Source organism: Klebsiella sp. K5-204 (assembly GCF_030128585.1).
In the GTDB taxonomy this organism is placed as follows: domain Bacteria; phylum Pseudomonadota; class Gammaproteobacteria; order Enterobacterales; family Enterobacteriaceae; genus Klebsiella; species Klebsiella quasipneumoniae.
Genome location: NZ_JAKUZS010000019.1, coordinates 1 through 23,912 on the forward strand (window position 1 = coordinate 1; position 23,912 = coordinate 23,912).

At 53.6% G+C, this 23,912-nt stretch carries 20 protein-coding genes and 7 pseudogenes; 11 read left to right on the forward strand and 16 right to left on the reverse strand.

The genetic code is table 11. The features are described from left to right. From MKR05_RS26090 to MKR05_RS26105, 4 genes and pseudogenes are all read left to right on the forward strand, one after another. A pseudogene (locus tag MKR05_RS26090) lies at positions 1–75 on the forward strand (IS6 family transposase); the annotation flags it as partial. Between the two features lie 52 nt (positions 76–127). Beyond that, positions 128–463 (forward strand): annotated as a pseudogene (locus tag MKR05_RS26095) (recombinase family protein); the annotation flags it as partial. Positions 464–638: 175 nt separating this feature from the next. Then, positions 639–1,844, forward strand: a complete 1,206-nt coding sequence (gene chrA, locus MKR05_RS26100) for a chromate efflux transporter (RefSeq protein WP_004206572.1) — start codon at positions 639–641, stop codon at positions 1,842–1,844. A 10-nt stretch (positions 1,845–1,854) separates the two neighbouring features. Next, positions 1,855–2,160 carry a PadR family transcriptional regulator gene (locus tag MKR05_RS26105; RefSeq protein WP_004206574.1) on the forward strand — a complete coding sequence of 102 codons (306 nt, stop codon included), beginning with the start codon at positions 1,855–1,857 and terminating at the stop codon, positions 2,158–2,160. A gap of 128 nt (positions 2,161–2,288) precedes the next feature. On the opposite strand, the gene arsH is transcribed toward MKR05_RS26105, so the two are convergent. Beyond that, positions 2,289–2,987 (reverse strand): arsenical resistance protein ArsH, encoded by a 699-nt coding sequence (gene arsH, locus MKR05_RS26110; RefSeq protein ID WP_016151343.1) that lies wholly within the window; start codon positions 2,985–2,987, stop codon positions 2,289–2,291. 85 nt (positions 2,988–3,072) lie between these two features. Here arsH and MKR05_RS26115 point away from each other — a divergent pair, with 85 nt between their 5' ends. From MKR05_RS26115 to MKR05_RS26130, 4 genes are all read left to right on the forward strand, one after another. Further along, on the forward strand, positions 3,073–3,393 hold the full coding sequence (locus MKR05_RS26115) for a transcriptional regulator (RefSeq protein WP_004206577.1): 321 nt from the start codon (positions 3,073–3,075) through the stop codon (positions 3,391–3,393). A 44-nt stretch (positions 3,394–3,437) separates the two neighbouring features. Beyond that, positions 3,438–4,727, forward strand: coding sequence for an arsenic transporter (locus tag MKR05_RS26120; protein ID WP_007898880.1), 1,290 nt, complete (start codon positions 3,438–3,440; stop codon positions 4,725–4,727). Between the two features lie 12 nt (positions 4,728–4,739). Beyond that, the gene (arsC, locus tag MKR05_RS26125; protein ID WP_007898882.1) at positions 4,740–5,165 is read left to right on the forward strand and encodes a glutaredoxin-dependent arsenate reductase; all 426 of its coding nucleotides are present in this window, start codon (positions 4,740–4,742) and stop codon (positions 5,163–5,165) included. Between the two features lie 113 nt (positions 5,166–5,278). Beyond that, on the forward strand, positions 5,279–5,557 hold the full coding sequence (locus tag MKR05_RS26130; RefSeq protein ID WP_023287167.1) for an EAL domain-containing protein: 279 nt from the start codon (positions 5,279–5,281) through the stop codon (positions 5,555–5,557). 22 nt (positions 5,558–5,579) lie between these two features. On the opposite strand, the pseudogene MKR05_RS26135 reads toward MKR05_RS26130, so the two are convergent. The 14 genes and pseudogenes from MKR05_RS26135 to MKR05_RS26205 form a co-directional block, all read right to left on the reverse strand. Then, a pseudogene (locus MKR05_RS26135) lies at positions 5,580–5,838 on the reverse strand (IS66 family transposase); the annotation flags it as partial. A gap of 49 nt (positions 5,839–5,887) precedes the next feature. Further along, positions 5,888–6,226, reverse strand: a complete 339-nt coding sequence (gene tnpB, locus MKR05_RS26140; protein WP_032414410.1) for an IS66 family insertion sequence element accessory protein TnpB — start codon at positions 6,224–6,226, stop codon at positions 5,888–5,890. A 53-nt stretch (positions 6,227–6,279) separates the two neighbouring features. Further along, the gene (fecE, locus tag MKR05_RS26145; protein WP_004152282.1) at positions 6,280–7,047 is read right to left on the reverse strand and encodes a Fe(3+) dicitrate ABC transporter ATP-binding protein FecE; all 768 of its coding nucleotides are present in this window, start codon (positions 7,045–7,047) and stop codon (positions 6,280–6,282) included. Further along, on the reverse strand, positions 7,048–8,004 hold the full coding sequence (fecD, locus tag MKR05_RS26150) for a Fe(3+) dicitrate ABC transporter permease subunit FecD (RefSeq protein ID WP_004118246.1): 957 nt from the start codon (positions 8,002–8,004) through the stop codon (positions 7,048–7,050). Continuing rightward, entirely contained in the window at positions 8,001–8,999 is a 999-nt protein-coding gene (gene fecC / locus MKR05_RS26155) for an iron-dicitrate ABC transporter permease FecC (protein ID WP_023287169.1), read from the reverse strand. The genes fecD and fecC overlap by 4 nt, the downstream gene beginning before the upstream one ends. Beyond that, positions 8,996–9,898: a Fe(3+) dicitrate ABC transporter substrate-binding protein FecB gene (gene fecB, locus MKR05_RS26160; protein WP_023287170.1), complete on the reverse strand. Its 903-nt coding sequence runs from the start codon at positions 9,896–9,898 to the stop codon at positions 8,996–8,998. Before fecB ends, fecC begins: the two co-directional genes overlap by 4 nt. Positions 9,899–9,942: 44 nt before the next feature. After that, positions 9,943–12,267 (reverse strand): TonB-dependent Fe(3+) dicitrate receptor FecA, encoded by a 2,325-nt coding sequence (gene fecA, locus MKR05_RS26165; protein ID WP_023287171.1) that lies wholly within the window; start codon positions 12,265–12,267, stop codon positions 9,943–9,945. A gap of 86 nt (positions 12,268–12,353) precedes the next feature. Further along, positions 12,354–13,307, reverse strand: coding sequence for a ferric citrate uptake sigma factor regulator FecR (gene fecR, locus MKR05_RS26170; protein ID WP_017146590.1), 954 nt, complete (start codon positions 13,305–13,307; stop codon positions 12,354–12,356). Next, positions 13,304–13,825 (reverse strand): RNA polymerase sigma factor FecI, encoded by a 522-nt coding sequence (gene fecI / locus MKR05_RS26175; protein ID WP_004118235.1) that lies wholly within the window; start codon positions 13,823–13,825, stop codon positions 13,304–13,306. Before fecI ends, fecR begins: the two co-directional genes overlap by 4 nt. Before the next feature lie 475 nt (positions 13,826–14,300). Beyond that, positions 14,301–15,293 (reverse strand): annotated as a pseudogene (istA, locus tag MKR05_RS26185) (IS21 family transposase); the annotation flags it as partial. Between the two features lie 9 nt (positions 15,294–15,302). Next, a pseudogene (locus MKR05_RS26190) lies at positions 15,303–15,611 on the reverse strand (integrase core domain-containing protein); the annotation flags it as partial. Positions 15,612–15,627: 16 nt separating this feature from the next. Beyond that, positions 15,628–16,704 carry an IS110 family transposase gene (locus tag MKR05_RS26195; protein ID WP_045372268.1) on the reverse strand — a complete coding sequence of 359 codons (1,077 nt, stop codon included), beginning with the start codon at positions 16,702–16,704 and terminating at the stop codon, positions 15,628–15,630. 272 nt (positions 16,705–16,976) lie between these two features. Continuing rightward, positions 16,977–17,844 (reverse strand): annotated as a pseudogene (locus MKR05_RS26200) (IS3 family transposase); the annotation flags it as partial. 1,413 nt (positions 17,845–19,257) lie between these two features. After that, positions 19,258–20,477: pseudogene (locus MKR05_RS26205) on the reverse strand (ISL3-like element ISCfr12 family transposase). Positions 20,478–20,584: 107 nt separating this feature from the next. On the opposite strand from MKR05_RS26205, the gene umuD reads away from it, so the two are divergent. Genes umuD through MKR05_RS26220 form a run of 3 tightly spaced genes read left to right on the forward strand, consistent with a single transcriptional unit; the run spans position 20,585 to position 23,816 of the window. Continuing rightward, complete coding sequence (umuD, locus tag MKR05_RS26210) at positions 20,585–21,007, forward strand: translesion error-prone DNA polymerase V autoproteolytic subunit (RefSeq protein WP_023287178.1); 423 nt, start codon at positions 20,585–20,587, stop codon at positions 21,005–21,007. Beyond that, entirely contained in the window at positions 21,007–22,191 is a 1,185-nt protein-coding gene (locus tag MKR05_RS26215) for a site-specific integrase (protein WP_023287179.1), read from the forward strand. The genes umuD and MKR05_RS26215 overlap by 1 nt, the downstream gene beginning before the upstream one ends. Continuing rightward, positions 22,188–23,816, forward strand: coding sequence for a site-specific integrase (locus tag MKR05_RS26220; RefSeq protein WP_284118955.1), 1,629 nt, complete (start codon positions 22,188–22,190; stop codon positions 23,814–23,816). Before MKR05_RS26215 ends, MKR05_RS26220 begins: the two co-directional genes overlap by 4 nt. Before the next feature lie 25 nt (positions 23,817–23,841). On the opposite strand, the gene MKR05_RS26225 is transcribed toward MKR05_RS26220, so the two are convergent. Further along, on the reverse strand, positions 23,842–23,912 hold a 71-nt coding region (locus MKR05_RS26225), incomplete at its 5' end, for a hypothetical protein (RefSeq protein ID WP_223349232.1).

Genomic DNA, 23,912 nt, shown 5'->3' on the forward strand with positions numbered 1-23,912 from the left:
GGCCAGGCCTCAGCATTTTATTATGGTGATCCCCTGGGCGAAATGCGCCTGGTAAGCAGAGTTTTTGAAATGTAAGGCCTTTGAATAAGACAAAAGGCTGCCTCATCGCTAACTTTGCAACAGTGCCCGAAAAACAGTTGAACAACTGGCTACTTTAGATATCCGTGTTCATTGTCTCGCTCTCGGAGGTGTGGATTTAACCAGCCCGGCCGGAAAAATGACTATGCAGGTGATTTCAGCTGTGGCTGAGTTTGAGAGGGATCTGCTGATTGAACGCACACATTCAGGGATTTCTCGGGCAAGATCAGCCGGGAAACGCTTCGGTCGTCCGCCCATCTTGAGCGAGGAGCAAAAAAAAATAGTGTCAGAGCGCCTTAATTCCGGGGCCAGTATCAGTGCGGTTGCCAGAGAATTTAATACCACCCGGCAAACCATACTCCGGGTAAAAGCAGGACAGCAATAATACTGAATGTGAATAAAGCCCATAACTGGCCAGGCAGTTGAAACTGTTCTTGAAGTAAACATCTGGAAAGCATGAAACATCATTCTATCCACAGGGAGCAGTGGCTATTATAATCGAATTTCGATAACGAAATTCGATTATAATAGCCACTAAAACCAGCAATCAGGATCTGACCATGAACGATACTGCCAGGAATGATCACAGCCCCTGGGCTGTCTTTCTGATTTTCTTCCGACTTGGCCTGACATCCTTCGGCGGCCCAATTGCCCATCTGGGTTACTTCCGCGATGAGTTTGTGACGCGACGGCAGTGGTTGACCGAGCGCAGCTATGCAGATTTGGTCGCTCTGTGCCAGTTCCTTCCGGGACCAGCAAGCAGTCAGGTTGGTATAGCGCTCGGGCTGTCCCGGGCCGGTTATACCGGGGCGCTGGCAGCATGGGCCGGCTTCACGCTACCGTCAGCAGTTGCACTGATCCTGTTTGCGCTGGGGATGACCAGTTACGGGGATGTGATGCCCTCTGGTGTATTGCATGGGCTGAAAGTGGTAGCCGTTGCGGTGGTCGCGCAAGCTGTATGGGGCATGGCCCGAAATCTTTGCCCGGATATACCGCGTATTACTGTCATGGCAGTGGCAACCTGCTTTGTGCTTCTTGTGCCATCGGCCTGGGGACAGGTGGGAGTAATCGTCACTGCGGCTGTCACTGGCATGTTACTGTTCAAACCTCAGCAGACGACGGTACATGATCCGCTGCCCGTTTCAATACGGCGTCGCGTCGGATTGTTCTGGCTCACGCTGTTCTTTGTGCTACTGACAGGGTTACCATTGCTGACGGCGATATTCCCAAATCCGACGCTGTTAATGGTAGAAACTTTCTACCGGACCGGATCACTGGTTTTTGGTGGCGGGCATGTCGTGCTGCCATTACTGCAGACTGAAGTCGTTCCTTCTGGCTGGGTCAGCACTGATACATTCCTGGCTGGCTACGGCGCTGCCCAGGCCGTTCCTGGACCGTTGTTCACTTTTGCAGCCTTTCTCGGGGCTTCGATGAACCAGGTGCCTTCTGGCTGGCTGGGTGGTCTGGTTTGTCTGCTGGCAATTTTCGCACCGTCCTTCCTTCTGATTGTGGGAGCATTGCCGTTCTGGGAAAGTCTGCGCCGCAATATCCGTACACAAGCAGCGTTGCAGGGTATTAATGCAGCCGTAGTTGGCCTTCTGCTGGCAGCTCTCTATCAACCAGTATGGACGAGCGCAGTTCTCGCTCCGCAAGATTTCGGCCTTGCCCTTGTGGCACTGGTCGCTCTGATGTTCTGGAAACTGCCGCCGTGGCTGGTCGTAGTGAGTTGCGGTGTTGCGGGTTGGTTGTTGAGTTTAGCACTGTGAGGTTCCGGGCGTGACCGACAAAGATCTTTACGGCGGGATGATCCGTTTGCACATCCTGCATCATGCAGCCAAAGAACCCGTCTTTGGTCTGGGCATCATTGAGGAATTGCGACACCACGGTTATCAACTCAGCCCGGGTACCCTGTATCCGATGCTGCACGGTATGGAAAAGAAGGGGTATCTCACCTCACGACATGTTCAGGCCGGTCGACGAAGTCGGCGAGTATATGAAATCACCGGACAAGGGCACATAGCGCTAACGGACGCCAGAAACAGGGTGAAAGAGCTGTTCGGTGAACTTGTTGAAGGCAAATGATATGCCTATGGTTTTAGTCCGGTCTGCCGTCTTCTGAAAACGACAGACACATGTAAGATTATCCGCTGCCTGGCAGAAGGAGACTTTGTGAAAACGCTCATGGTGTGTATTTATACGATCAGAAGGCGTTATATTTTTTCCTGATTGACGCGGTACGAAAGTTCCTGATGACTCTCTTTTCGTTCGCTGTAGCGATCTGCAAGGTAGCTGGTTTGTCCCCTGAGCAGCAACGTAATTTTAAACAACTCCTCTGCGACATCTACGATACGGTCGTACCATGAGGACGGCTTCATCCTTCCGTTCTCATCAAATTCCTGCCAGGCTTTCGCCACCGAGGACTGGTTGGGAATTGTGAACATCCGCATCCAGCGGCCCAGAATGCGCATCTGGTTCACGGCATTGAAGGACTGCGAACCGCCGCAAACCTGCATCACTGCAAGTGTCTTGCCCTGCGAAGGACGAACCGCGCCTTCACTCAACGGTATCCAGTCGATCTGCGCCTTCATCACCGCGCTCATAGCCCCGTGCCGTTCCGGCGAGCTCCACACCATCCCGTCACACCATCTGACCAGCCCGCGTAGCTCGGAGACTTTAGGGTGCGTATCCGGGGCATCATCCGGCAGGGGTAAACCGGAGGGGTTAAAGAATTTCACCTCCGCGCCCATCGCCGTCAGCAGGCGACCTGCTTCCTCCGCGGCAAAGCGACTGTAGGAGCGCTCCCTTACTGAGCCATACAGGATCAGAATCCGTGGGGGCTCCTGCAGGTGCAGACGTTCGGCAATATGTTGATCAAAACAGTCAGTATTCAGGGCTGGAAATTGTTCCATTTTTCTCCACCGGAGAGAACAGGTGATTTTAAAGTTAATATATATGATCTAACATATGTGTATTCTAAAGGGAACGGAGTGAAAAATGCTACAACCTGTTCAGCTTTTCAAAATCCTGTCGGATGAAACACGGCTAGCCATCGTCATGCTTCTCCGTGAGTCCGGAGAATTGTGCGTCTGCGATATCTGCGTTGCCACCTCCGAATCGCAGCCCAAAATTTCGCGACATATGGCTATCCTTCGCGAGGCTGATCTGGTTCTTGACCGTCGGGAAGGCAAATGGATCCACTATCGTCTGTCACCCCATATTCCGGCGTGGGCAGCAGAGACAATCACGACGACCTGGCAGTGTCTGCGCGAGGATGTACGTGAATGGCTGGACAAATCAGCCTGCACCTCCTGCTGAGGCAGGAAAACATATTTACAAAATCATATATGATGGGGTCTGAGATGCTTTTGGCAGGGAGTATATTTTTACTGACGCTGGTACTGGTGATCTGGCAACCCAGAGGCCTGAGTATTGGCTGGAGCGCGAGTATCGGGGCTGTGCTGGCGCTGGGAACCGGTGTCATCCATATCTCTGATATTCCTGTTGTCTGGAATATCGTCTGGAACGCGACAGCGGCATTTATTGCGGTCATCATCATCAGCCTGCTGCTCGATGAGTCCGGCTTCTTTGAATGGGCCGCACTGCACGTCTCCCGCTGGGGTAACGGACGTGGCCGCCTGCTGTTCACCTGGATAGTCTTGCTCGGTGCCGCTGTTGCTGCTTTGTTCGCCAATGATGGCGCCGCGCTGATCCTGACGCCGATTGTGATTGCGATGCTGCTCGCACTGGGGTTCAGCCAGGGCACGACACTGGCCTTTGTCATGGCTGCAGGATTTATTGCAGATACGGCCAGCCTGCCACTCATTGTTTCTAACCTGGTGAATATCGTCTCGGCGGACTTCTTCGATCTGGGCTTTACGCAGTACGCCTCCGTTATGATCCCCGTGGATGCGGCAGCGATTGCGGCCACGCTGATCATGCTGCATCTCTTCTTCCGCAGGGATATTCCGGCAACGTATGACGTTTCGCTGCTGAAGACGCCTGCCAGTGTGATAAAGGATGCGGCAACGTTCAGGGCGGGCTGGATTGTCCTGTTATTGCTGCTTGTCGGTTTCTTCGTTCTGGAGCCGCTGGGGATCCCTGTCAGCGCGATAGCAGCTGCTGGCGCAGCAGTACTGTTTATCGTGGCGAAAAGAGGTCATGGCATCAACACAGGGAAAGTCCTGCGCAGTGCGCCATGGCAGATCGTGATTTTTTCGCTGGGCATGTACCTGGTGGTCTATGGCCTGCGCAATGCCGGGCTCACGGAGTATCTGTCTGGTGTACTGAACCTGCTGGCAGAAAAGGGGTTATGGGCAGCAACGTTCGGCACCGGCTTCCTGACCGCGTTCCTGTCGTCGGTGATGAACAATATGCCGACGGTGCTGATTGGCGCGCTGTCGATTGACGGGAGTACGGCGACTGGCGTCGTCAAAGAGGCAATGATTTATGCCAACGTGATTGGCTGCGATTTAGGCCCGAAAATCACCCCGATTGGCAGTCTGGCAACCCTGCTTTGGCTGCATGTGCTTGCCCAGAAAAATATAACGATCACCTGGGGTTATTACTTCCGCACGGGCATTATCATGACTCTGCCCGTGCTGTTTGTCACTCTGGCCGCGCTGGCGTTGCGGCTTTCCATCACTTTGTAATGAGATAAAGATATGAGCAACATTACCATCTATCACAACCCGGCCTGCGGCACTTCACGCAACACGCTGGAGATGATCCGTAACAGCGGTAACGAACCGACCATTATTTATTATCTCGATACGCCACCGACCCGTGATGAGCTGATTAAACTTATTTCAGATATGGGAATTACGGTGCGTGCATTGCTGCGTAAGAATGTTGAGCCTTATGAACACCTGGGCCTTGATGAAGAGAAATTCAGTGATGAGCAGTTGATTGATTTTATGCTTCAACATCCGATCCTGATTAATCGGCCGGTAGTCGTTACGCCGCTTGGCACTCGTCTTTGCCGCCCTTCAGAAATAGTGCTGGATATTCTACCTGAAGGTCAGAAAGGAGCGTTTACCAAAGAGGACGGCGAAAAGATCATTGACGAAACGGGGAAGCGGGTTAAGTAACCTGTTTTTTTCGTCTCATTTTTATCGTATTCGGGTGTCTGTCTGTACCATGCAGACGCTCGCTTTTTGTAATGCCAGCTAAAGAAACAGGCTTAACGTAGGATATTTTCCGTTTGCCAAGCGGCCCCCATATTGAATGGCTGACGGTACTGGATTTCGATGAGATAAAAATAGACCGTATTTTTATTGCCAATATTGATGACCCGGTGAAGCGAGCGCTACTTGTTTCTGTGGTGAAAGGGTTACGTGGTACTGGCAAACCACTGGTGTTTGTAGGGGGGGAAACGCCAGGACAGTTTGAATTCGTCCGTTCTCTTGGCCTCGGTTACCTAGTTCAGGGCTGGTATACCGGAAAACCCGAAACAATATCTGCGATGAATATTCAGGGTTAAAACGATACGGGGCCCGGCCCGTATCGGCAACCCGACCCGTCAGCGTATCGCTTTCTGTCTGAAGCCGGTTCAGGTCGGCTTCTATCTGCGCGATGCGGCGGGAGATTTATTCAGAACGACTGCCGAAGTTCATCCGGCGAAGCTTATCCAGCTGCGCCTGCAGATGGTCTATTTCGCGCTCCCGGTCGGCCTGCTTTTCCAGCAGGGCGCGGTTCAGCGCTTCCTGTTCGGACAGGCGCTGTTTCAGCAGAAGGATGTCGTCAGGGGGAGGTGTTGTTCATAAGCCCGCATTTTACCAGGCTTATTCAACGACAACCAGGATAAAGAGGCCTACAACATGGTCAGGGACGTAAGCAGTCTTTTAGGCTGCCGCCAGTCGATGCCTTCCAGAAGCATTGCCAGCTGCGCCGGGGTCAGGAACACTTTGCCATCGCGGGCAGAGGGCCAGGCGAAGCGGCCGCGTTCCAGCCGGTTGGTCAGCAGGCACAGCCCGTCGCCGGTGGACCACAGCAGTTTGACCTTACTGCCGCTGCGGCCCCGGAAGATGAAGACATGGCCGGACATCGGGTCATCTTTCAGCATCGTCTGCACCTTTGCGGCGAGACCATTGAAGCCGTTGCGCATGTCGGTGATACCGGCAACCAGCCAGATTTTGGTGCCTGTTGGCAGGTGGTTATCACTTCTTTTATCTGTCCTGTGATGATCCTTATGACTTCGCCAGACTACTTCACCACACACATGGGTCTGCCAGATACCGGTTCGGGATGGATTTCCGCTTCTACGCTGAACACCGTCTTTAGAAGCTCTGGTTTCATCACTGCTTCCGGAGCACCTTGCGCCATCACGCGACCGCTTGCCAGTACCACCAGATGATCGCAATAGCGGCTGGCCTGATTCAGATCGTGGAGTACCGTCACTACGGTTTTCCCCTGCCTTTTGAGTTCAACCATCAGGCGCATCAGTTCAACCTGATGATTGATATCGAGGTAGGTCGTAGGCTCATCAAGAAGAATGAGTGGGGTATCCTGTGCCAACACCATCGCCAGAAACGCACGCTGGCGCTGGCCGCCGGAAAGCTGGGTTAACCTGCGGTCAGCCAGATTGCGCGTCCGGGTCTGACTCATTGCCACGTTGACCCGCTCGTTGTCTTCCGCGGAGAGTCGCCCCCACAACGACAGCCACGGGCTGCGGCCGTAGGAAACCAGTTCCCGTACAGTGATCCCCTCGGGGGATAAATGGTGTTGCGGCAGTAAAGCCAGGCGGCGAGCCAGCTGGCGGGCGGAAAAACCGGCTATGGGTTTTTCATCAAGCAATATCTCGCCAGAGTCTGGTGTTAACAGGCGAGAAAAACAGTTCAACAGCGTCGATTTCCCGCAACCGTTAGGGCCGAGCAGGGCCGTGATTTTTCCGGCAGGCAGGGCGAGAGAAAGTCCATCCAGCACGGTTTGTGCGCCATAGCTGACGGTCAGATTTTCAGTACGTAATCTCATTTATCGCATTCTCACAAGCAGCCAGACAAACCACGGTGCGCCGATAATGGCGGTCAGCACGCCTGCCGGAAGCTCCAGCGGCGGATGAATGATTCGTGCCAGCAGATCGGCAATGACCAGCAACAACGCGCCCGTCAGGGCCGAAACGGGCATCAGCCAGCGGTGACGCCCGCCGGCGATCCTGCGCACCATGTGCGGCACGACGAGACCAATAAAACTTATCGGGCCACAGACGGCCACGCCGGTTGCTGTCATCGCGACAGCCAGCATCAGCCCCTGGAACCGGGTGCGCTGAACCGACACGCCGAGCGTGGCTGCTCGTGCATCGCCCAGCGCCAGCAGGTCGAGATCGCGACAAAAGCGCAGGCTCAGCGGCAAAAACAGAATGAGCAACGGCACGGCAATCTTCACAAAGTGCCAGTCGCGCCCCCATAAGCTACCCGTCAGCCACAGCAGGGCACTGTTTACATCCTGCGGGTGCAGGAGCATCAGGTAATCCGTCAGGCTCGCCCAGCAGGCGGAAAGCGCCACGCCGGTGAGCGCCAGCTTCATCGGCTGGTGGGTCTTTGCCAGCATCTTCAGCAAGATCAACCCCGCCATACCGCCCGCAAAGGCCAGCAGCGGCAGCACCATCACGGATAGTGATGGCATAAGAAGCAGTGCTCCCACAGAGGCAAGGCTGGCGGCATGGTTAATGCCGAGAATATCCGGTGATGCTAGCGGGTTACGCACAATCCCCTGTACCAGCACGCCCGCCACGGCGAGGGCTGCACCGACAAACAGTGCCAGCAGCAAGCGCGGCAGTCGGTACTCCATCAATACATAATAATGCTCGCGTCCGTCCTGCCAGTCGGTCAGCAGCGCGCGCCACGGCACGGGGATCACCCCCATATGGAGTGATAACAGCGCACAGCCTGCCAGGGCAAGGGTGATGAAAATGACCAGCGCAATTTTCATCCTCGCCTCCTCACCAGCCAGACAAAGCAAGGACTGCCAATCAGCGCCAGCACTGCGCCTGCGGGCAGATCGCCGGGGAAGGCCAGCGCGCGTGCGAGTACATCTGCCATCAGCATCAGCGTGGCCCCCAGCAGCATGCTCACCGGCAGTACGTTGCGCTGATCGAAGCCTGCCCAGAAGCGCGCCAGATGTGGCACCAGCAGGCCGATAAACGCCACCGGACCTGCCACACTGACGCACGCGCCAACCAGAAGCAGCACTAACATATTGATGATCAAACGTAGTCTCGGCAGGTTCACTCCCAGCGTATGGGCGGTACTGTCGCTGACGTTGAGCAGGTTCAGTTGATTCGCCAGCAGCAACACGACAGGGACTGCAGTGACCACCACCGGCAAGAGCTGCCAGACATCCTGCCAGTGGGCGTGGGACACTCCGCCTGCCAGCCAGTAAAAGATGCCGTAAGCATGATCTTCGGCCAGCAGCAGGGTGATGCGGGTCAGGGCCATACAAAAGGCCGACAGCGCGATACCCGCGAGGATCAGTTTGTTTCTGTCCTGGGTATGACGAAACCCGCCTCCTGCGGTCATGACCAGCAGCCAGCTCACGCCGCCCCCGCATGCCGCGATGAACGACAGGGAATAGCCTGCAACCGGCGTCGGACTCAGCGCGCTGGTAAGCGCCATAGCCAGCGCCGCGCCGCTGTTAATGCCGAGCAGTGAAGGAGAGGCCATTGGGTTGTGGGTCAGGGTTTGCAGCAGCGTGCCCGCGAGCGCCAGGCTTGCGCCGATCAGAACGGCGACCAGGCTTCGCGGCAAACGAAGGTTTTGCACCAGCGCTTCTGGTAGCGTTGGCGTGTGTCCAGGCAGCAGGGCGCGGATTGCGTCTGCTCCGGAAACAGGAATGGCCGAGTAGCAAAACAGACTCAGCCAGAAAATAATAATAAGTACTGCAACGGGAAGCCCCGACAGCAGCACCGGGTGTTTTAGCGCGGTCATTTCACATCGGTAAGCGGCTGATGGTGGGAGATTTTTACCGTGTCAGCGGCAATACGCTCTGCGGCAAAAATACCGCGCATCCGCGCCCAGGCGTTACTGTCGACTGAAGCAACCTGCTGCTTCTGCGCGGCGGTTAATATCTGCCAGAGCGGATCTTGTTGCCAGCGTTTAACAATGCTCTCTTCGCGATAGTGGGCAACCAGCAGCCAGGCAGGATTGACCGCCAGCAGTTGCTCCAGGCCGATGGACGGCATGGACGCGCCCGCCATCGCAGCGGGAACGTTCAGCCCCAGAGAAGCCAGCACGCTGCCGGTCCAGGTCTCCTGGGTATGCAGGTTGAATAGCTGTTCGCGTGATGTGCCAAAGGCCACGCGTGTCCCTGTGGGAAGCTGGCTGGCCCACTGCGCCATCTTCTCTTTATGTTGTTCCAGACGCGCCTGCATCTCTCGTTTTTTACCTACCACTTCGCCGATGATAGCCGCTGAGTGCAAATTTTCAGCGTAGGTTTCGTTGCGGGACTTAAGCAGCAGTACCGGCGCGATTTGCTGCAAGGCGGTGTAAATCCCCGCATGGCGACTGCTGTCGGCAATGATCAGGTCTGGTTTCAGGGCAGCAATGGCTTCCAGGCTCGGCTGCGCGCGCGTTCCGACGGACTGCCACGGTTTCAGGTGCGCACGCACTTCGGGCAGGATGCGTTTTGCATCGTTATCGTCGGCAATACCGATCGGGCTGACGTCCACGGCGGCCAGCGCATCGGCGAACGAGAGTTCCAGCACCACAATCCGTTGTGGCGTTTTATCGAGTGTAAACGTGCCGTGTTCGTCCTGAACCGTGGCGGCAAAGGCGTGGCCGATCACCAGCAGCAGGCCTGCAAAAAGAAAACGGATAAATGCCAACATATTCACATTCCAGCTAAAAGCCCGGCAAGCCGGGCGTTAACACATCAGAACTTCAACGACCCCTGCATATACAGCGTGCGCGGCTGGCCTGCGTAGATGCCTTTGTTGTTGTCGTCATAAGAGCGGATGAAGTAGTCCTGGTCGAAGATGTTTTTCACACCGAACGCCAGGTTCAGATCTGCCATCTGCGGGCCAAAGTCATACGCCACGCGTGCGCCCCAGAGCATGAAGCCGGGAATGCGGCCGGTACTGCCGTCGGCGCTCTCTTTCACCGTATTGGCGTTATCCGCAAACTGGCTGGACTGGAAATCGCTGTTCAGATTGAACGTCCAGTTGCCCGGCTTGTAGTCCACGCCCAGCGTGCCTTTATGTTTCGGGGAGAATGGCACCTGATTGCCATAGGTGTCGCCTTTCTCGCGGATTTCCGCGTTCACATACGCATAGCTGGCGTAGACGGAAACGTTATCAAGCGTTGGCGTTAGCGTACCCAGGTCGTAACGTGCCTGCGTTTCCAGCCCGGTATGGCGCGTTTTGCCACGTGCAGTGACGGTGTCGTTGGTCTGGTTGGAGTCGTACTGATTGTTAAAGTTAATCAGGAACAGCCCCATTTCCGCCGTCAGCGCGCCGTCGTCGTAGCGGGTACCGAGTTCCCAGGTTCGCGCTTTTTCCGGTTCCACATTGCCGCTTTGCACAGCCTTGCCAATCTGGCTGTACTGTACGGTGCCGAACGAGCCTTCAGTGTTTGCATAAAGATTCCAGCTGTCAGTCAGGTGATAGAGCACGTTCAACGCCGGAAGCGGTGCGTTATAGCTTACCTCTTCGTGCGTGCCTTTGATGGCGTTGTTCTGGTATGACTCGATATGTTCGAAACGCATACCCGGCGTGATGGTCCAGTTGCCGATGTCGATTTTGTCATCCAGATACCAGGCGTGCGCCTCGGTGCCGGAACGCGTGTCGCGGTCGTAAGGGCTTGAGCCGGACGGCAACTGCCCGCTGCTGGTGGCGGTGTAGTAACGCATTTCATGCGTTGATTCATTCACATAGCGATAGCCCACGCCCACTTCGTGCGCGGAAGGGCCGATCATAAAGCTCTGGCTGTAGCGTGGCTCAATACCGCGCACCCAGTAGTTACGCGGCGAGAGGGTGATGCGTTTGCCTTGCTCCAGGTAGCCGCTGCGCAGGGTTTGGGTGTAGAACCCCAGAATGTTGAATTTATGCTGGCTGTCCGGCTGGAACTGGTAGCCCAGGCTCGCCAGCTTGCGACGGCCCCAGAAGCGGTCATACGGGCGGGTGGATTGCCAGCGATCGGCGTCGTAATCCGCGCGGGACAGGCCGCCGGGCATGTCGGCTTCACCATCGTAATATTGCAGCAGGCTGTTGAAGGTGTGCACCTCATTCGGCGCATATTTGCTTTTCAGCATCAGGTCGTCGATGCGGGTGGCGCTGTGCTCGCGCCAGTCACTGCCGCGCGTGCCGGAGTAGAGCAGCGCGGTGCCAAAACCGTTGTCCGCTGTGCCGCCCACCATCAGGTTGTGCGTCTCTTTCGGGTTGTTTTGTGAAGAGGTTGGGCTGAGCTGACCTTCCACCCCCGCCTCGATACCAAAGTCCTGCGGAATGGCGCGGGTAACAAAGTTCACCACGCCGCCCACGCTCTGCGGTCCGTAACGCACCGCACCACCACCGCGCACCACGTCAATGGCATCCATGTTGCCGAGCGAAACGGGAGCCAGTGAAAGCTGCGGCTGACCGTAAGGGGCAAAGGGGACGGGGATGCCGTCCATCAGGACGGTCGAGCGGCTGGCGAGGCGTGGGTTCAGGCCCCGGATGCCAAAGTTCATCGCCAGGTCGTGGCTGCCGGTGCCGTTGTTTTCCGGCGCGCTGACGCCAGGGATGCGGTTAAGCACCTCACGCATGGTGGTTGCGCCGGTTTTGGCGAAATCCTCACGGCGGATCACGTCACGCGCGCCAGCATGTTCAAATACGTCGTTTTCACGCGCATCGCCCAGCCAGTCGCCGACCACGGTCAGGGCATCTTCTTTTGGCGCGGGCGCGGGCTCCAGCGTCCAGCTGTTATTTCCCAGCGGTTTTACCTGCAGTCCGCTGCCGTCCAGCAGCTGTTGCAGGCCGCTCTCGACGTCGTAATCTCCGTGCAGGCCGTTGCTCTGCTTGCCGCGCGTCAGGCTGGCGTCAACCGAGAGGGTAATTCCGCTGTGTGCGGCATACTGATTGAGCGCTTTGTCGAGCGATCCCGGTGCGATATCAACCTGTGCAGCAAAAGCGGAAAACGAGAGACCGGCCAGCGGCAGCAGGCTCAGGCGAATGGCGTTAACCAAAGGAGTTGTTTTACGAAAAACGCGTAACGGCGTCATACCTTCTCCATCATCATTTTTGTTGTGTTCAGCTATGAGTCGAACGAGAAGGGTAAAAAGGACAATCGAAATGAGAAATATTTTTCTTACAGCGGTGAAATGTTTATCCAGTACCGCGTAATAGACTGAATTTTAACGGGAAGCGTTTGAGCGATAACGTTCAGGATCGCATCGGTATTTTTCAGCGGGAACGTCCCGCTCAGGCGCAGCCCGGCAACGGCGGGATCGCAGCGCAGAACGCCGTTGCGGTAACGGCTTAGCGTGGCTATCACCTCACCCAGCGGTTTATCGCTGAAGCTCAGGATGCCCTTCGTCCAGCTTGTACTCTCGTCATCCAGCGGTTTCACTGCGCCAAACTCAGAGGCGCTGAACTGCAGGCTTTCACCAGCGTTCACGATGCGTTTTTGCGCGGGGGCACTGGCGAGAAGCACTTCCACGGCGTGCTGCTGCACGTCAAGCTGCGTGAAATTATCCTGCTGGCGGACGGTAAATTCTGTCCCTAAAGCGGTGAGTTGGCCCTGACGGGTCAGGACGCGGAAGGGGCGTTGCTGCGCATCTTTCGCGGTAGTAATGGCGATTTCACCGTACCAGAGCCGGACGGTGCGCTGATGCGCATCATAACGCACATCCGCCGCGCTTTGGGTATTCAGCGTGAGCAGGGAGCCATCTTCCAGTTGCTGACGGCTGACTGCGCCTTTGGCGGTGCGGTAATCTGCCCGCAGACCTTCGCCGGTTTCCGACTGCCAGAGTTGCCAGCCTCCGCCAGCGCCGAGCAACAGCAGTAATCCTTTCATCACGTGACGGCGGGTGAGGCGGGTATCGTGCAGCGCCCGGCTGGCAACGTCGCCAGGCACACCGCCAAGCTGGTTGCGCAGGTTTTCAACCTGCTGCCAGGCCCACTGGTTATCCTGATCCTGTTCATACCACTGTTGCCAGCGCGCTTCCTGTTGTGGGCTGACGCGCTCGCCGCTTAGCACGGCATACCAGTGGGAAGCTGAACGCAGCGCCTGACGGCGGGAATCGGTTAACGAAGGATTCATAACCCATGCTCCAGACGAAACAGCAGGCAGTGCTCGACGGCTTTCGCCACGTATTTTTTCACGGAGCTGACGGAAACACCGAGTTTGTGCGCAATCTCGCTGTATGTCAGGCCATCCAGTTGCGAAAGCAGAAACGCTTCACGTGTTTTTCCGTTTAGCCCGTCCAGCATGCTGTCGACGAGTTGTAGGGTCTCGAGCTGGCTTTCGCGTTCCTCAGGTGAAGGCGCTACCCCCTCCGGCATAAGCGCCAGCATCTCCAGATACGCTTTTTCCAGCGCGTTTCGGCGAAACAGGTCCACCATCACGCGTTTGGCGATAGTGCACAGGAAAGAGCGAGGATCGCGGATCGTCGAGAGCGTTTCGCTGCTCATTACCCGCAAAAAAGTGTCCTGGGCAATGTCATCTGCATCAAAGGCAGACTGGAGTTTGCGCGTCAGCCAACTTTTCAACCAGCCGTGATGGGTGCCATAAAGCGACTCGAACGTTAAGGAAGCTGTGGTAGTGGCACGGTCAGACATGCGGAGTGCATCAAAAGTTAATTATCACGTAGCCATATTAATATGAGAATGGTTATCATTACAATTGGAAATAAAATTGTTTCCAATAAACATTTTTAACATGTTGTTTTTCTAAGTGTTATAAGGTAGGTATAAAATGGGATGGATCCTCTGCTTCTGGCATCTGTCGGTCAGAATGACATCATGATGTGGTCTGCTATTATTGACATCCTCCCCGCCCTTTAGGGCGGGGAGGATGTCAACTATGAGTGTTGCCTGAAATGTCGCCAGCCCCCGGTACAGCAGAAGTATCTCGGGCTTTCTGCGTTTGCTCCTGGTGGGTATGGCCCCCGCAAGCGGGGGTTATTGCTAACTGTCGTTTCAACAAAAAGTAACTTTTTTCACTTTGCCCCTCAGTACAAATTAGGGGCTTGCCGCGGATGTACCATGCCTGAATATCTTCGAGTGATGATTTGGTGCGGCTTTGTTGAATAAATCAGATTTCGGGTTCCACCTGACTGACCTGCTGCCAGAGCGGGGCGTGATGCTCCGGCACGGTCTGCCAGCCGGATGCAGCCGAACAGAGACGGTGCGATGCCATCTGCTGCTCATTACTGTAGATCCGCAGTTCATCATCCAGCGAAATCCGTATTGATACCGGCTGGCCACACAGGCTTTCCGGCACGCTGTAACGGTTTCCGCCAACCTCGATATAGCCATCCCAGGAGACATGACGGATATCGAAGTAGCTGGTATCGAAGTCCGTATCCGGCAACGGCTGCAGATGCTCCTGTTCCTGCGTGAAGCGCTGTTCCGGTGTCTGCCTGAACTGGCGAAGTTCCCGCCTGTCGGCAACGTCAGCCATCCACTGCTCCAGTAGCTGATTAACCTGGGCGAAGCTGTCGAACCGGCGGTACCGGACGAAGAAGTTCTCCTTGAGGTATTTCACCATCCGCTCCACCTTACCTTTGGTTCTGGCCCTTCGTGGACGGCATGCCCGTGGCAGGAAGCCATAGTGATCGGCCAGCAGCAGGAACCCGGAGTTGAACACCATCTTCCCGTTGTTATTTTTCAGCACTGCGGCTTTCTGATTATCGACCAGCACGGTTTTCACGCTGCCGCCGAAGTAGCGGAAGGCGCGGACCAGTGACTCATAGGTATGTTCAGCATCCTGCTTTGGTGCCGCGAAGACATGGAAGCGACGTGAGAACCCCAGCGTGTTAACCGCGAAGTTAACCCTGCATCGTTGCCCGGCAACCTCAGCCTCAACTTCTCCCCAGTCATGCTGGAGCTGGTAACCGGGCTGAGTTTCGAAGCGAACCGTTTTCTTCGATGGCCGCATCTTACGTTTTGGCTGGATGTAGTAACGCAACATGGAGCGTCCGCCGGTATAACCCATCGCTTTGATTTCCGCGAGGATGACCTCGCCGTTCCAGACATTCTCAGCCAGACGCATGTCGATATAGTCCATGAACGGCCTGAGTTTGGCCTGAAGTGGTCAACAAAAACTGGCCACCGCGTTAGAGTTTTTCCAGTATCGGTTTTCTGATTCGTTTGGCGGTAACCCACCATTATATTCGTGCGGTCTTAGTGCGCTGTAATATCCAACTATATAGTCCGTTATTGCGTGAGCTGCATCGCTGAAGCTTACATAGCCCGTCGCCGGCACCCATTCGTTCTTCAGACTCCTGAAGAAGCGCTCCATTGGGCTGTTATCCCAGCAGTTTCCACGCCGACTCATACTCTGCCTGATCCGGTATCGCCACAGTAACTGCCGGAACTGCCTGCTCGTATAATGGCTGCCTTGGACGCCCTTCTAAGAGTCAAGCTGTTATCGGGATACTGTTGATCCGCCTGTTTTGATTGCGCAGTAACGTGTAAACTTCGCGGGAGATATATCGCTTTAGACAGCGTATCGCTTCCATTTTTGTATGTCCTTCGGCTACACGCCTGGCGACATATTCCTTTGTTTTTGCGTCAGTTCGTAAGCGTCCGATGGCGATGATGTGAAGTGCACTATTTGCAGCACGATCTCCACCACGATTAAGTCGGTAACGGTTCGTTTTTCCAGAAGAAACGGGGACCGGGCTGACACCACACAGTGCCGCAAATCCTGATTCTGATCTTAACCGTTGAGGATTGTCTCCGGCAGTGATCAGCAACTGTGAAGCGCTTTCGTATCCGATAGCATTACGTTTAATCAGCTCAGGTGCCAACTCGTCGACAATTGCCGCAATCATGACATCCAGATCAGCGATTTCGTCATGTAACTCGAGATAGCGTCGGGCAAGGGACTTTAATGAAATGCGATAAACGTTGGTTACATTGCGGTATTTACTGGCATCAGGTCTCCAGGAACCCAGGGTCCTGATGAGCTGCATGCGCGTCATATTTCTGAGCTGTTCACGTAATTCATCCGGGGCAGAGATAATATTTGAATGGATAATCTGGAGAGCGACTCTGCGGGCTGATATTGCTGTTTTTCGGCAAGTTTTTAATACCCGCAGGGACTCAATCATGCCATCACGCGTTTTGGGAGTAACTGTCCTGATGCCTGAGAATGCTGCATGAGCGGCACATTCAGCATCAATTGTGTCACTTTTACCCCGTTTGCGTCGCTCCATCCGGTCTGGAGCAGTCACCTCAAGAACTTCTAACCCGGCGTTCTGAAAATAACGAAGCAAACCGGAACCATAGGTACCTGTGCACTCAACACCAATTCGCTTTAATGTCCCAAACGAGGTCATCCATGCCAGCATCTGCCGGTAACCTTGTCGTGTTGTGGAGAAATACTGAGTCCCAAGGACTTTATTGTTCTGATCTACGACAGCGGCAACGTGCAAATCTTTATGTGTATCCATGCCACCCACAACGGCAGCTTCGGTAACTTTATCAACCATGACAGAGCTCCTGTGAGGAAACAGAGTTGAATCTCCAGACAGATAACCCGGACAGGACAGTAACGAGACAAGCCGTCAGGCCCTTCTTGAGTCACGCGCATCGGTGAGGAGATGCCTCGCATGAAGGCGCTTCCGGCAACCGACGGGTCCAGGGCAGGACACAAAAGGTCGATCGCTGTGTGAGTCAGGATGCGGGAAGGTCTTCACTGCATCAGTAATCACACCAATCTGGTTAAACGGCAAACTAAGTGGTGGTAAAGACTGATATCGGCATTATTACTGTCACTATGGAACATCACTCCGGCTGGTTTACCGCGAGCTTCCCACGCCATTTCCAGCGCTTTGATGGTCAGCTTGCTGTCCGGCGAGAATGACATTGCCCAGCCCACCGGTTTCCTTGCGAACATATCGAGAACAACGGCGAGGTACGCCCAGCGTTTACCTGTCCAGATATACGTCACATCGCCGCACCACACTTGGTAGGTTCTGTCACTGCGAACTGTCGCTCAAGGTGATTCGGGATAACGATGTGTTCATGACCACCACGTTTATACCGGTGGGTAGGCTGCTGACAACTCACCAGCCCCAGTTCTTTCATAAGCCTGCCAGCAAGCCAGCGTCCCATTTTGAAGTCTCTCAGGGTTGCCATGATGGCGATACTTCTTGCGCCAGCAGAGCCGTGGCTGATGCCATGCAGTTCAAGTACCTGACTGCGTAATACAGCCCGTCTGCCGTCTGGCTTTTCAGGACGGTTTTTCCAGTATTTGTAGCTGCTGCGATGAACCCCGAACACATGGCAGAGAGTGGCCACAGGATAACGCGCCCTGAGTTTCCCGATTATCGAGAACTGTTCAGGGAGTCTGACATCAAGAGCGCGGTAGCCTTTTTTAATATGTCGTTTTCCATTTCAATGCGTTGTAGCTTTTTCTTCAGCTCACGTATTTCAATCTGTTCCGGGGTAATAGGGGAGGCTTTTGGTGTTTTTCCCTGCCGCTCATCACGTAATTGTTTCACCCATCGCGTCATTGTGGAAAGGCCGACATCCATAGCGCTGGCTGTATCTGCCTCGGTGTAGTTCTGGTCAACGACCAGTTGAGCGGATTCGCGTTTAAACTCTGCGCTGAAATTTCTTTTTTTCATTATGACACCTGTGTTGTTCTGAGGTGAGCATATCACCTCTGTTCAGGTGGCCAAATTCAGTAAACCACTTCACACATACTTAAACGAAGTCCCTCGCTGGATGCTAAAAAGACCATCCTGGTCCCGGCTGCACATAACCCAGCTGATGACGATGCACTGATACATAAACTTAAAATGCTGAAGGCTGCAGGTTACTCAGAAACTGAGATTGCTGGCGTTCTGGATGCCCTCGATAAGTTGCAGAGGGAAGGAAAACCGGAATCCGAAGTCGAAGATGCCGATTTTGAGGAGCTTTAGGTAGCATTCAGGAAATCAGGCGTACAAAAGAGGGGGATGACTCTCTGGAAGAATAGTCCCCTTATCGAAAAGTAACTTTTATCGCTGTTGCTGCACTTTTAACTACACGTCCATTGTTGCCTCTCTACACGAAAACACAGTAACTGTCTGATACTACAGCAAATAAACTTCATTCAAGACAAGTTCAATCAGAAACATTAACGGTCGTATGTTGTCATTCGTATCCGACCTCTCCAGCTCAAAACATTAACCGTCGTACGTTCCTATGGACGTGCAAAGCCCGCAGATTGTCACTTTAATCTGAAAGAATTAACGGTTGTACGTTCACAGTATCAGGGTAACCCCAGAAAGATAATGGCATTTTACACTATAAAACAATTGCTTAAGAGCTATTCAAGTAGGTTGGCATGGTTAGATAGCTGTTGTGCTCATCCTATGAAAAGTGAAAAGATTAACCGTCGTACGTATCACCATGCATTTTTACTGGGATGCGAACTTACCGTTAGTTGCGATGTTTGTTACCTCGTAAGCCATCGAGTGAGCCCAGATCAACGGGGCCTTATGTTGCATGCTAAATGTCGATTATCGTAAAGCTACTCTCCGGTTTTACTTTCTGGTCACAACGCAACTTTGAGAAAGTTACTTTTATGCCGGAAAGTGTTCTATGCGTTGTGCGGTTCTGGTTCCAGGACAACGCTTGTACGCTCGTTCGTTCGAAGAGATCGCTTTGCCCAGGTAAATAACCAGGACGGAAAGTTACTTTTGTCGATAAACCCTGTTCGGAATTGGTTTCGCCAGGTGTAAGCAAGAGCCTATAGATGAAGAGAGGGACAGAGTGGAACGAAGGCAATTTTCTTTGTGCATCCGTTCGTACATCTGGCCTACTCTGACCTCCAGCACTGACGCAAGGTTTATCGCAATCAAAAGTAACTTTGTTAAACAACCTCACCAGATTTGCTCCGGTAATCCGTTGCTAATCACAGGCAGGACAATTTTGCAGAGTCAGCGAATCATTTTTCGTAACTAAGGAACGTTTTTTGGGTATGTAAACAAAAAAATGTCATTACATATCAATGCTGTATAAATAAGGGTCTTCCCCGATCATGGTGGGAAGACTCAGAACGCCATATTCAGTTTTCCATAGTGGAACATCACTCCCAGCTTAAAGCGCTCCCGGTTCCTGTATCCTCTGGCTTTTATTCTCAGCAGTCTGATCTTGCTGTTCAGCGCCTCTGCATTACCATTCGAGACACGATGATGCATCGCATTCAGTATTCCATATAACCGTTTTTTGATGGTTTTCGCTGCGTTTTTCATCATCGGCACATCACATTGAGACGCCAGCGATATCCACTGCAACCAGTCATTCCTGCGTTCTGTGCTCCAGGGGCGATCCCAGATATTTTTGGCCAGCTCTTTCAGTGTCCAGCACTGGCTTGTCTGCTGCATCTGTTCCCGCAGCCACATCAGCTTTTCCTGCCGGGACTCAGTCATCCATTTGTCGCTGTACTGCCACAGGAAGCGGGTACCTTTGGCCTGACGGCGGCTTTCAACCGGAAGACGGGGATGTTCATTCTGGCGGGTTTTATCCACCACCTCACCCAGCTGTTTCGCTACGTGGAAGCGGTCAAAAGCGATTTTATCAACTGCACACGGTAAGTGGATGCGCGCGGCTCTTATATAGCCCGCATTCATGTCCATTGAGAGCGTTTTAATGGCCTGCAGCTGTCCGTCAGTCAGGGTTCTGAGGTAACCGGCAAGACTTTCCTTACCTCGATCATCCGTTAAAGCCAGCGCCCGCCCGTCACGATCGGAGATCACCGTTATATAACGATGTCCTTTTTTAAAAGCGACCTCGTCCACATTCATATGCTGGGCTGCTAACGGCTTTTTTATGCGTGCAAGACCTCATTTAACCGCGCGGGTCATAATGCCGTCAACGGCATTCCAGCTCAGTTTGAGTTGTTTCCTGACCGCATCAACAGTGCTGATTTTCAGCCATGAAAGCACGAATGATTCGAACAGCAGCGTATACCGGCTGCCGGGCCCCGCCCACGGAACAGGCAAAGTCTGGCATCCATGCTTCGGACACATAACACGGGGCACACTGGCTTCAACTATCGTGGCGAACTGGCAGGTATCGAGGTGGCGCCATTTACGATGCCGGTGATCGTGAACGGGGCAGGATTTCCCGCAGGCTGGACAGGTTAACTGAGTATTTCAGCGATTCCGACAGTAACGGTAACAGAAGCGGCATTTTCATCGAGAGAAAGAGACTTTACCTGCCACGGAGCTGACAAGTTGAGGATATGTGCATAGAGGGACTTTTCGTCCATGGTGGTGACCTCTGGCGATTTAATACGCCATTATCATGCCTTCAGCCACCACAACAAGGGAAGACCCTTATATATACAGTATTCTTAGGTGGTCGGAGGTTGTGCCTATGTTCTTAATTCCAATGGAAAATCCTGAGAAAATCGCCATCCCTTTATTTCTCGAGCGGTGTGCCGCTGGCTTCCCAAACCCTGCCCAGGATTATACTTCCAGTGAGCTAGACCTGAACGATTATTGCATCAGGCATCCATCCGCAACATATTTCGTGCGAGCTCAGGGAAACAGCATGCAGGATGTCGGTATGCGTGATGGAGATTTGCTGGTGGTGGACCGTTCTCTTCGTCCTCAACATCGCGATATCGTGATCGCCGAAGTGGACGGCGGCTTCACTGTTAAACAGCTCCAGACCACTCCCAGACTGGCCCTGTTGCCTATGAACAATGCTTATTCCCCAATTTACCCAGACCCCGATGAACTGACAATTTTTGGCGTAGTGACTCATTGGGTTCATCGTGCCCGGGGTAATCTGTAATGTATGCTCTGGCGGATGTGAACAGCTTTTATTGCAGTGTTGAGAAATGCTTCAGACCCGATTTACGCGATAAACCAGTGGTCGTCCTTTCTAACAACGACGGCTGCGTTATAGCTCGTTGTCTATGTTATTTGGAATTGACTATATTTCATACAACACATTCTGTTATCGAAAAGGGGGATGCGGTGCAGAAGAAACTGCTGGATGCGCTGCCTTTCCTGTCGGCCGATCCTTCAGCTTGCCGGTGGGTGTGCCTGCAGGAGGACCTGCTGCGTGCTCCAAACACCATTAATGCCTATGCCCGTGGCGTCAATGACTGGCTCGCTTTCTGCCACTCTGTTGCCCTGACGGCTGCTGTCGCTGGACGTGATACGGTCGCACTCTATGTCCGCAGCCTGCATACCGGGCGCCAGCTGGCAGCTGCCACTATCCGCCACCGGCTGACGGTGGTACGACTGTACAACGACTGGCTTTGTGAGGAGGGGATACGGGAGAGAAATCCTGTCAGACGAGGTGTCTGGAAAAACGGAGGGAAAGGAAAAGCTGGTATAGTGCCGGTGCAGCGGCGGCTACCGTGGATCCCAGATGATGCGGAGTGGTTGCGCTTTCTTGAGGTAGCCGGACAAGCTGATATCCGTACTCGTTTTATGCTGGCACTGGCCTACGACTGCGGATTACGCAGAGAAGAACTTTGCACAGTGGCTACCGGAGATATTGACCCTTCTCAACGGTTGCTCACTGTGCGCGCTGAGCATACCAAAAACCGCTTTGGTCGGGTTGTGCCCTATTCTCCTGTGACGGGAGAACTCTACACAGCCTGGCTCACTGAACGCCGTATGCTAAGCTCATCCCGCGGCCCGTTGTTTCTCTCACGCTCTCCGCGTAATCGGGCAGAACCTATTAGCAACTGGACTTGGTCAAAAGTAGTTCGCGGTTTAGCTCTTAAGGCTGATCTTCCTCTCATCAGCACCCACACATTCCGACATCTTTGCCTGACAGAACTGGCACGCGTGGGTTGGGACATCCACGAAATTGCTGCATTCGCTGGCCACCGTCGTATCCAGTCAACTCTGCTCTATATTCATCTCAGCGCACGTGATCTGAGTAGTCGTTTCAATTGCACGGTCGCATCCTTGCATACTTGCCGCCTTACTGTACTGCAACAGCAGGATCCTTCTCCATGATGCAATCTGAACACACTGCGCCTTGTCCGACAACATCACTCAGTCTTCCTGACCTCCTTTGGGATACCCGACCGGAGATCTCTGAAAGCGAGCTTGCGGCACTGGATACATTGGTCGACCACTTCCAGCAAGGAGGTAAAAACTGGTCACCTGATATACAAAAACGGCTTTCCCGCCTTCTTTTACCACTACGCGACACGCTAACAAAAATGCATGCGGCCAAGGCCCCCTACAATTCATCTATTCACGATATAGTCCTGGAGATGCAGCGCATCCGGAAAACATACTGGGCCTGGACACAAGAAGAGTGGTTAGAAGTTATTTGCAACAGCGAAGAGGAATTTCGTCGACGGTTTGGAGCCAGCGGCAACTGTCGGCAATATGTTATGGCGTTGGCATGGTTGCTATGTGGGTTTGAGCGGCTGGAACACTGTGGCATATTCTATCAATATCGGCTCTGTCTTAAGGTTTTTGGCCGACAGAGCACCGATTTTGCCGTCAGCCAGCTTGACAATATGATGCAGGTTCTGGGATATGTGCCTCGTGATGGTCGGAACAACGGCATCAGAAATGCCATGTGTATGGCAATGCTTCTGCAAAGGGATGCTCAACTAGACCATATCACCGTGACCACATTGCAACAGATTGCTGCAACGTGCCCGGATTACCTCCGGGAAGCCTCCGCTACTCTATCGCGTATACTGGCTGCATCAGGGACTATTGAGGAAGGGTTTGATCACCGGATAACACAACGTCGCCGTCCTCCCCGAGAATATAATGCAACAGCCGATGTACCAACTGAATGGCTGGTATGGTGCAAACGGTGGCGTGCTACCTCAGTACTTCGCCCCTCATCTATTTTGTCCGGTTGGTACGTTTTGCTGAAGTGTGGTCGCTGGTTAGCTGAGTGCTATCCAACCTGTCTGTCACCATCTGATTGGACACGGGACACCGCGATCGCTTGGGTGACCGCCGCTTGTAGAATGAAAGTTGGTGAATGGGCAAACCCTGGGGGCATGTATCGTGACCGTCGTGGCAAAATGATGATGCCTGCAGCGAGGGCCAGGATGTTGGGTCATATTAGAACTTTCTTTCATGACCTGCAGGAATGGGGATGGATACCTGTACGATTCAGCCCAGAAAGAGTTTTCAGGGCACCGCGTAGCTTGACTTCCCTGGTTGGACCAGAGCCTCGCATTGTGGCCGATGATATGTGGTGTAAATTACTTCACGCCGGACAGAACTTGCAGGAGTCGGATTTACCAAACTGTGTTGCATATCCTTATTTTTATCCACTGGAGATGGTCAGAGCACTCAGCGTTCTCTGGCTATTTGGAGGCCTCAGACGTGATGAAATTCTACGTATGCAGTGTGGATGTATCCGCTGGCAACAGCCAGAAGAAAATAATGTATCCCGTATCTGTCTGATAGATGTACCCGTTAGCAAGACTTACGCGGCATTCACAAAGCCAGTTGACCCTATTATCGGGGAATATATCGAACAATGGGAACTTGTTCGTAACACTCAACCCCTCCAGGAAGATTCTAAAACAGGTGAAAGTGTTCATTTTTTGTTCATGCACAGGGGGAAACGGGCTTTGTTGAATAAATCAGATTTCGGGTAAGTCTCCCCCGTAGCGGGTTGTGTTTTCAGGCAATACGCACGCTTTCAGGCATACCTGCTTTCGTCATTTTGTTCAGCGCTCGTACCAGGGCCATAG

What these genes read in the sequence shown, in the direction of transcription:
- chrA (WP_004206572.1), top strand. Translation starts at nt 639, where the DNA reads ATGAACGATACTGCCAGGAATGATCACAGCCCCTGGGCTGTCTTTCTG.
- arsH (WP_016151343.1), bottom strand. Translation starts at nt 2,987, where the DNA reads ATGGAACAATTTCCAGCCCTGAATACTGACTGTTTTGATCAACATATT.
- MKR05_RS26115 (WP_004206577.1), top strand. Translation starts at nt 3,073, where the DNA reads ATGCTACAACCTGTTCAGCTTTTCAAAATCCTGTCGGATGAAACACGG.
- MKR05_RS26120 (WP_007898880.1), top strand. Translation starts at nt 3,438, where the DNA reads ATGCTTTTGGCAGGGAGTATATTTTTACTGACGCTGGTACTGGTGATC.
- arsC (WP_007898882.1), top strand. Translation starts at nt 4,740, where the DNA reads ATGAGCAACATTACCATCTATCACAACCCGGCCTGCGGCACTTCACGC.
- fecE (WP_004152282.1), bottom strand. Translation starts at nt 7,047, where the DNA reads ATGAGATTACGTACTGAAAATCTGACCGTCAGCTATGGCGCACAAACC.
- fecD (WP_004118246.1), bottom strand. Translation starts at nt 8,004, where the DNA reads ATGAAAATTGCGCTGGTCATTTTCATCACCCTTGCCCTGGCAGGCTGT.
- fecC (WP_023287169.1), bottom strand. Translation starts at nt 8,999, where the DNA reads ATGACCGCGCTAAAACACCCGGTGCTGCTGTCGGGGCTTCCCGTTGCA.
- fecB (WP_023287170.1), bottom strand. Translation starts at nt 9,898, where the DNA reads ATGTTGGCATTTATCCGTTTTCTTTTTGCAGGCCTGCTGCTGGTGATC.
- fecA (WP_023287171.1), bottom strand. Translation starts at nt 12,267, where the DNA reads ATGACGCCGTTACGCGTTTTTCGTAAAACAACTCCTTTGGTTAACGCC.
- fecR (WP_017146590.1), bottom strand. Translation starts at nt 13,307, where the DNA reads ATGAATCCTTCGTTAACCGATTCCCGCCGTCAGGCGCTGCGTTCAGCT.
- fecI (WP_004118235.1), bottom strand. Translation starts at nt 13,825, where the DNA reads ATGTCTGACCGTGCCACTACCACAGCTTCCTTAACGTTCGAGTCGCTT.
- MKR05_RS26195 (WP_045372268.1), bottom strand. Translation starts at nt 16,704, where the DNA reads ATGGTTGATAAAGTTACCGAAGCTGCCGTTGTGGGTGGCATGGATACA.
- umuD (WP_023287178.1), top strand. Translation starts at nt 20,585, where the DNA reads ATGTTCTTAATTCCAATGGAAAATCCTGAGAAAATCGCCATCCCTTTA.
- MKR05_RS26215 (WP_023287179.1), top strand. Translation starts at nt 21,007, where the DNA reads ATGTATGCTCTGGCGGATGTGAACAGCTTTTATTGCAGTGTTGAGAAA.
- MKR05_RS26220 (WP_284118955.1), top strand. Translation starts at nt 22,188, where the DNA reads ATGATGCAATCTGAACACACTGCGCCTTGTCCGACAACATCACTCAGT.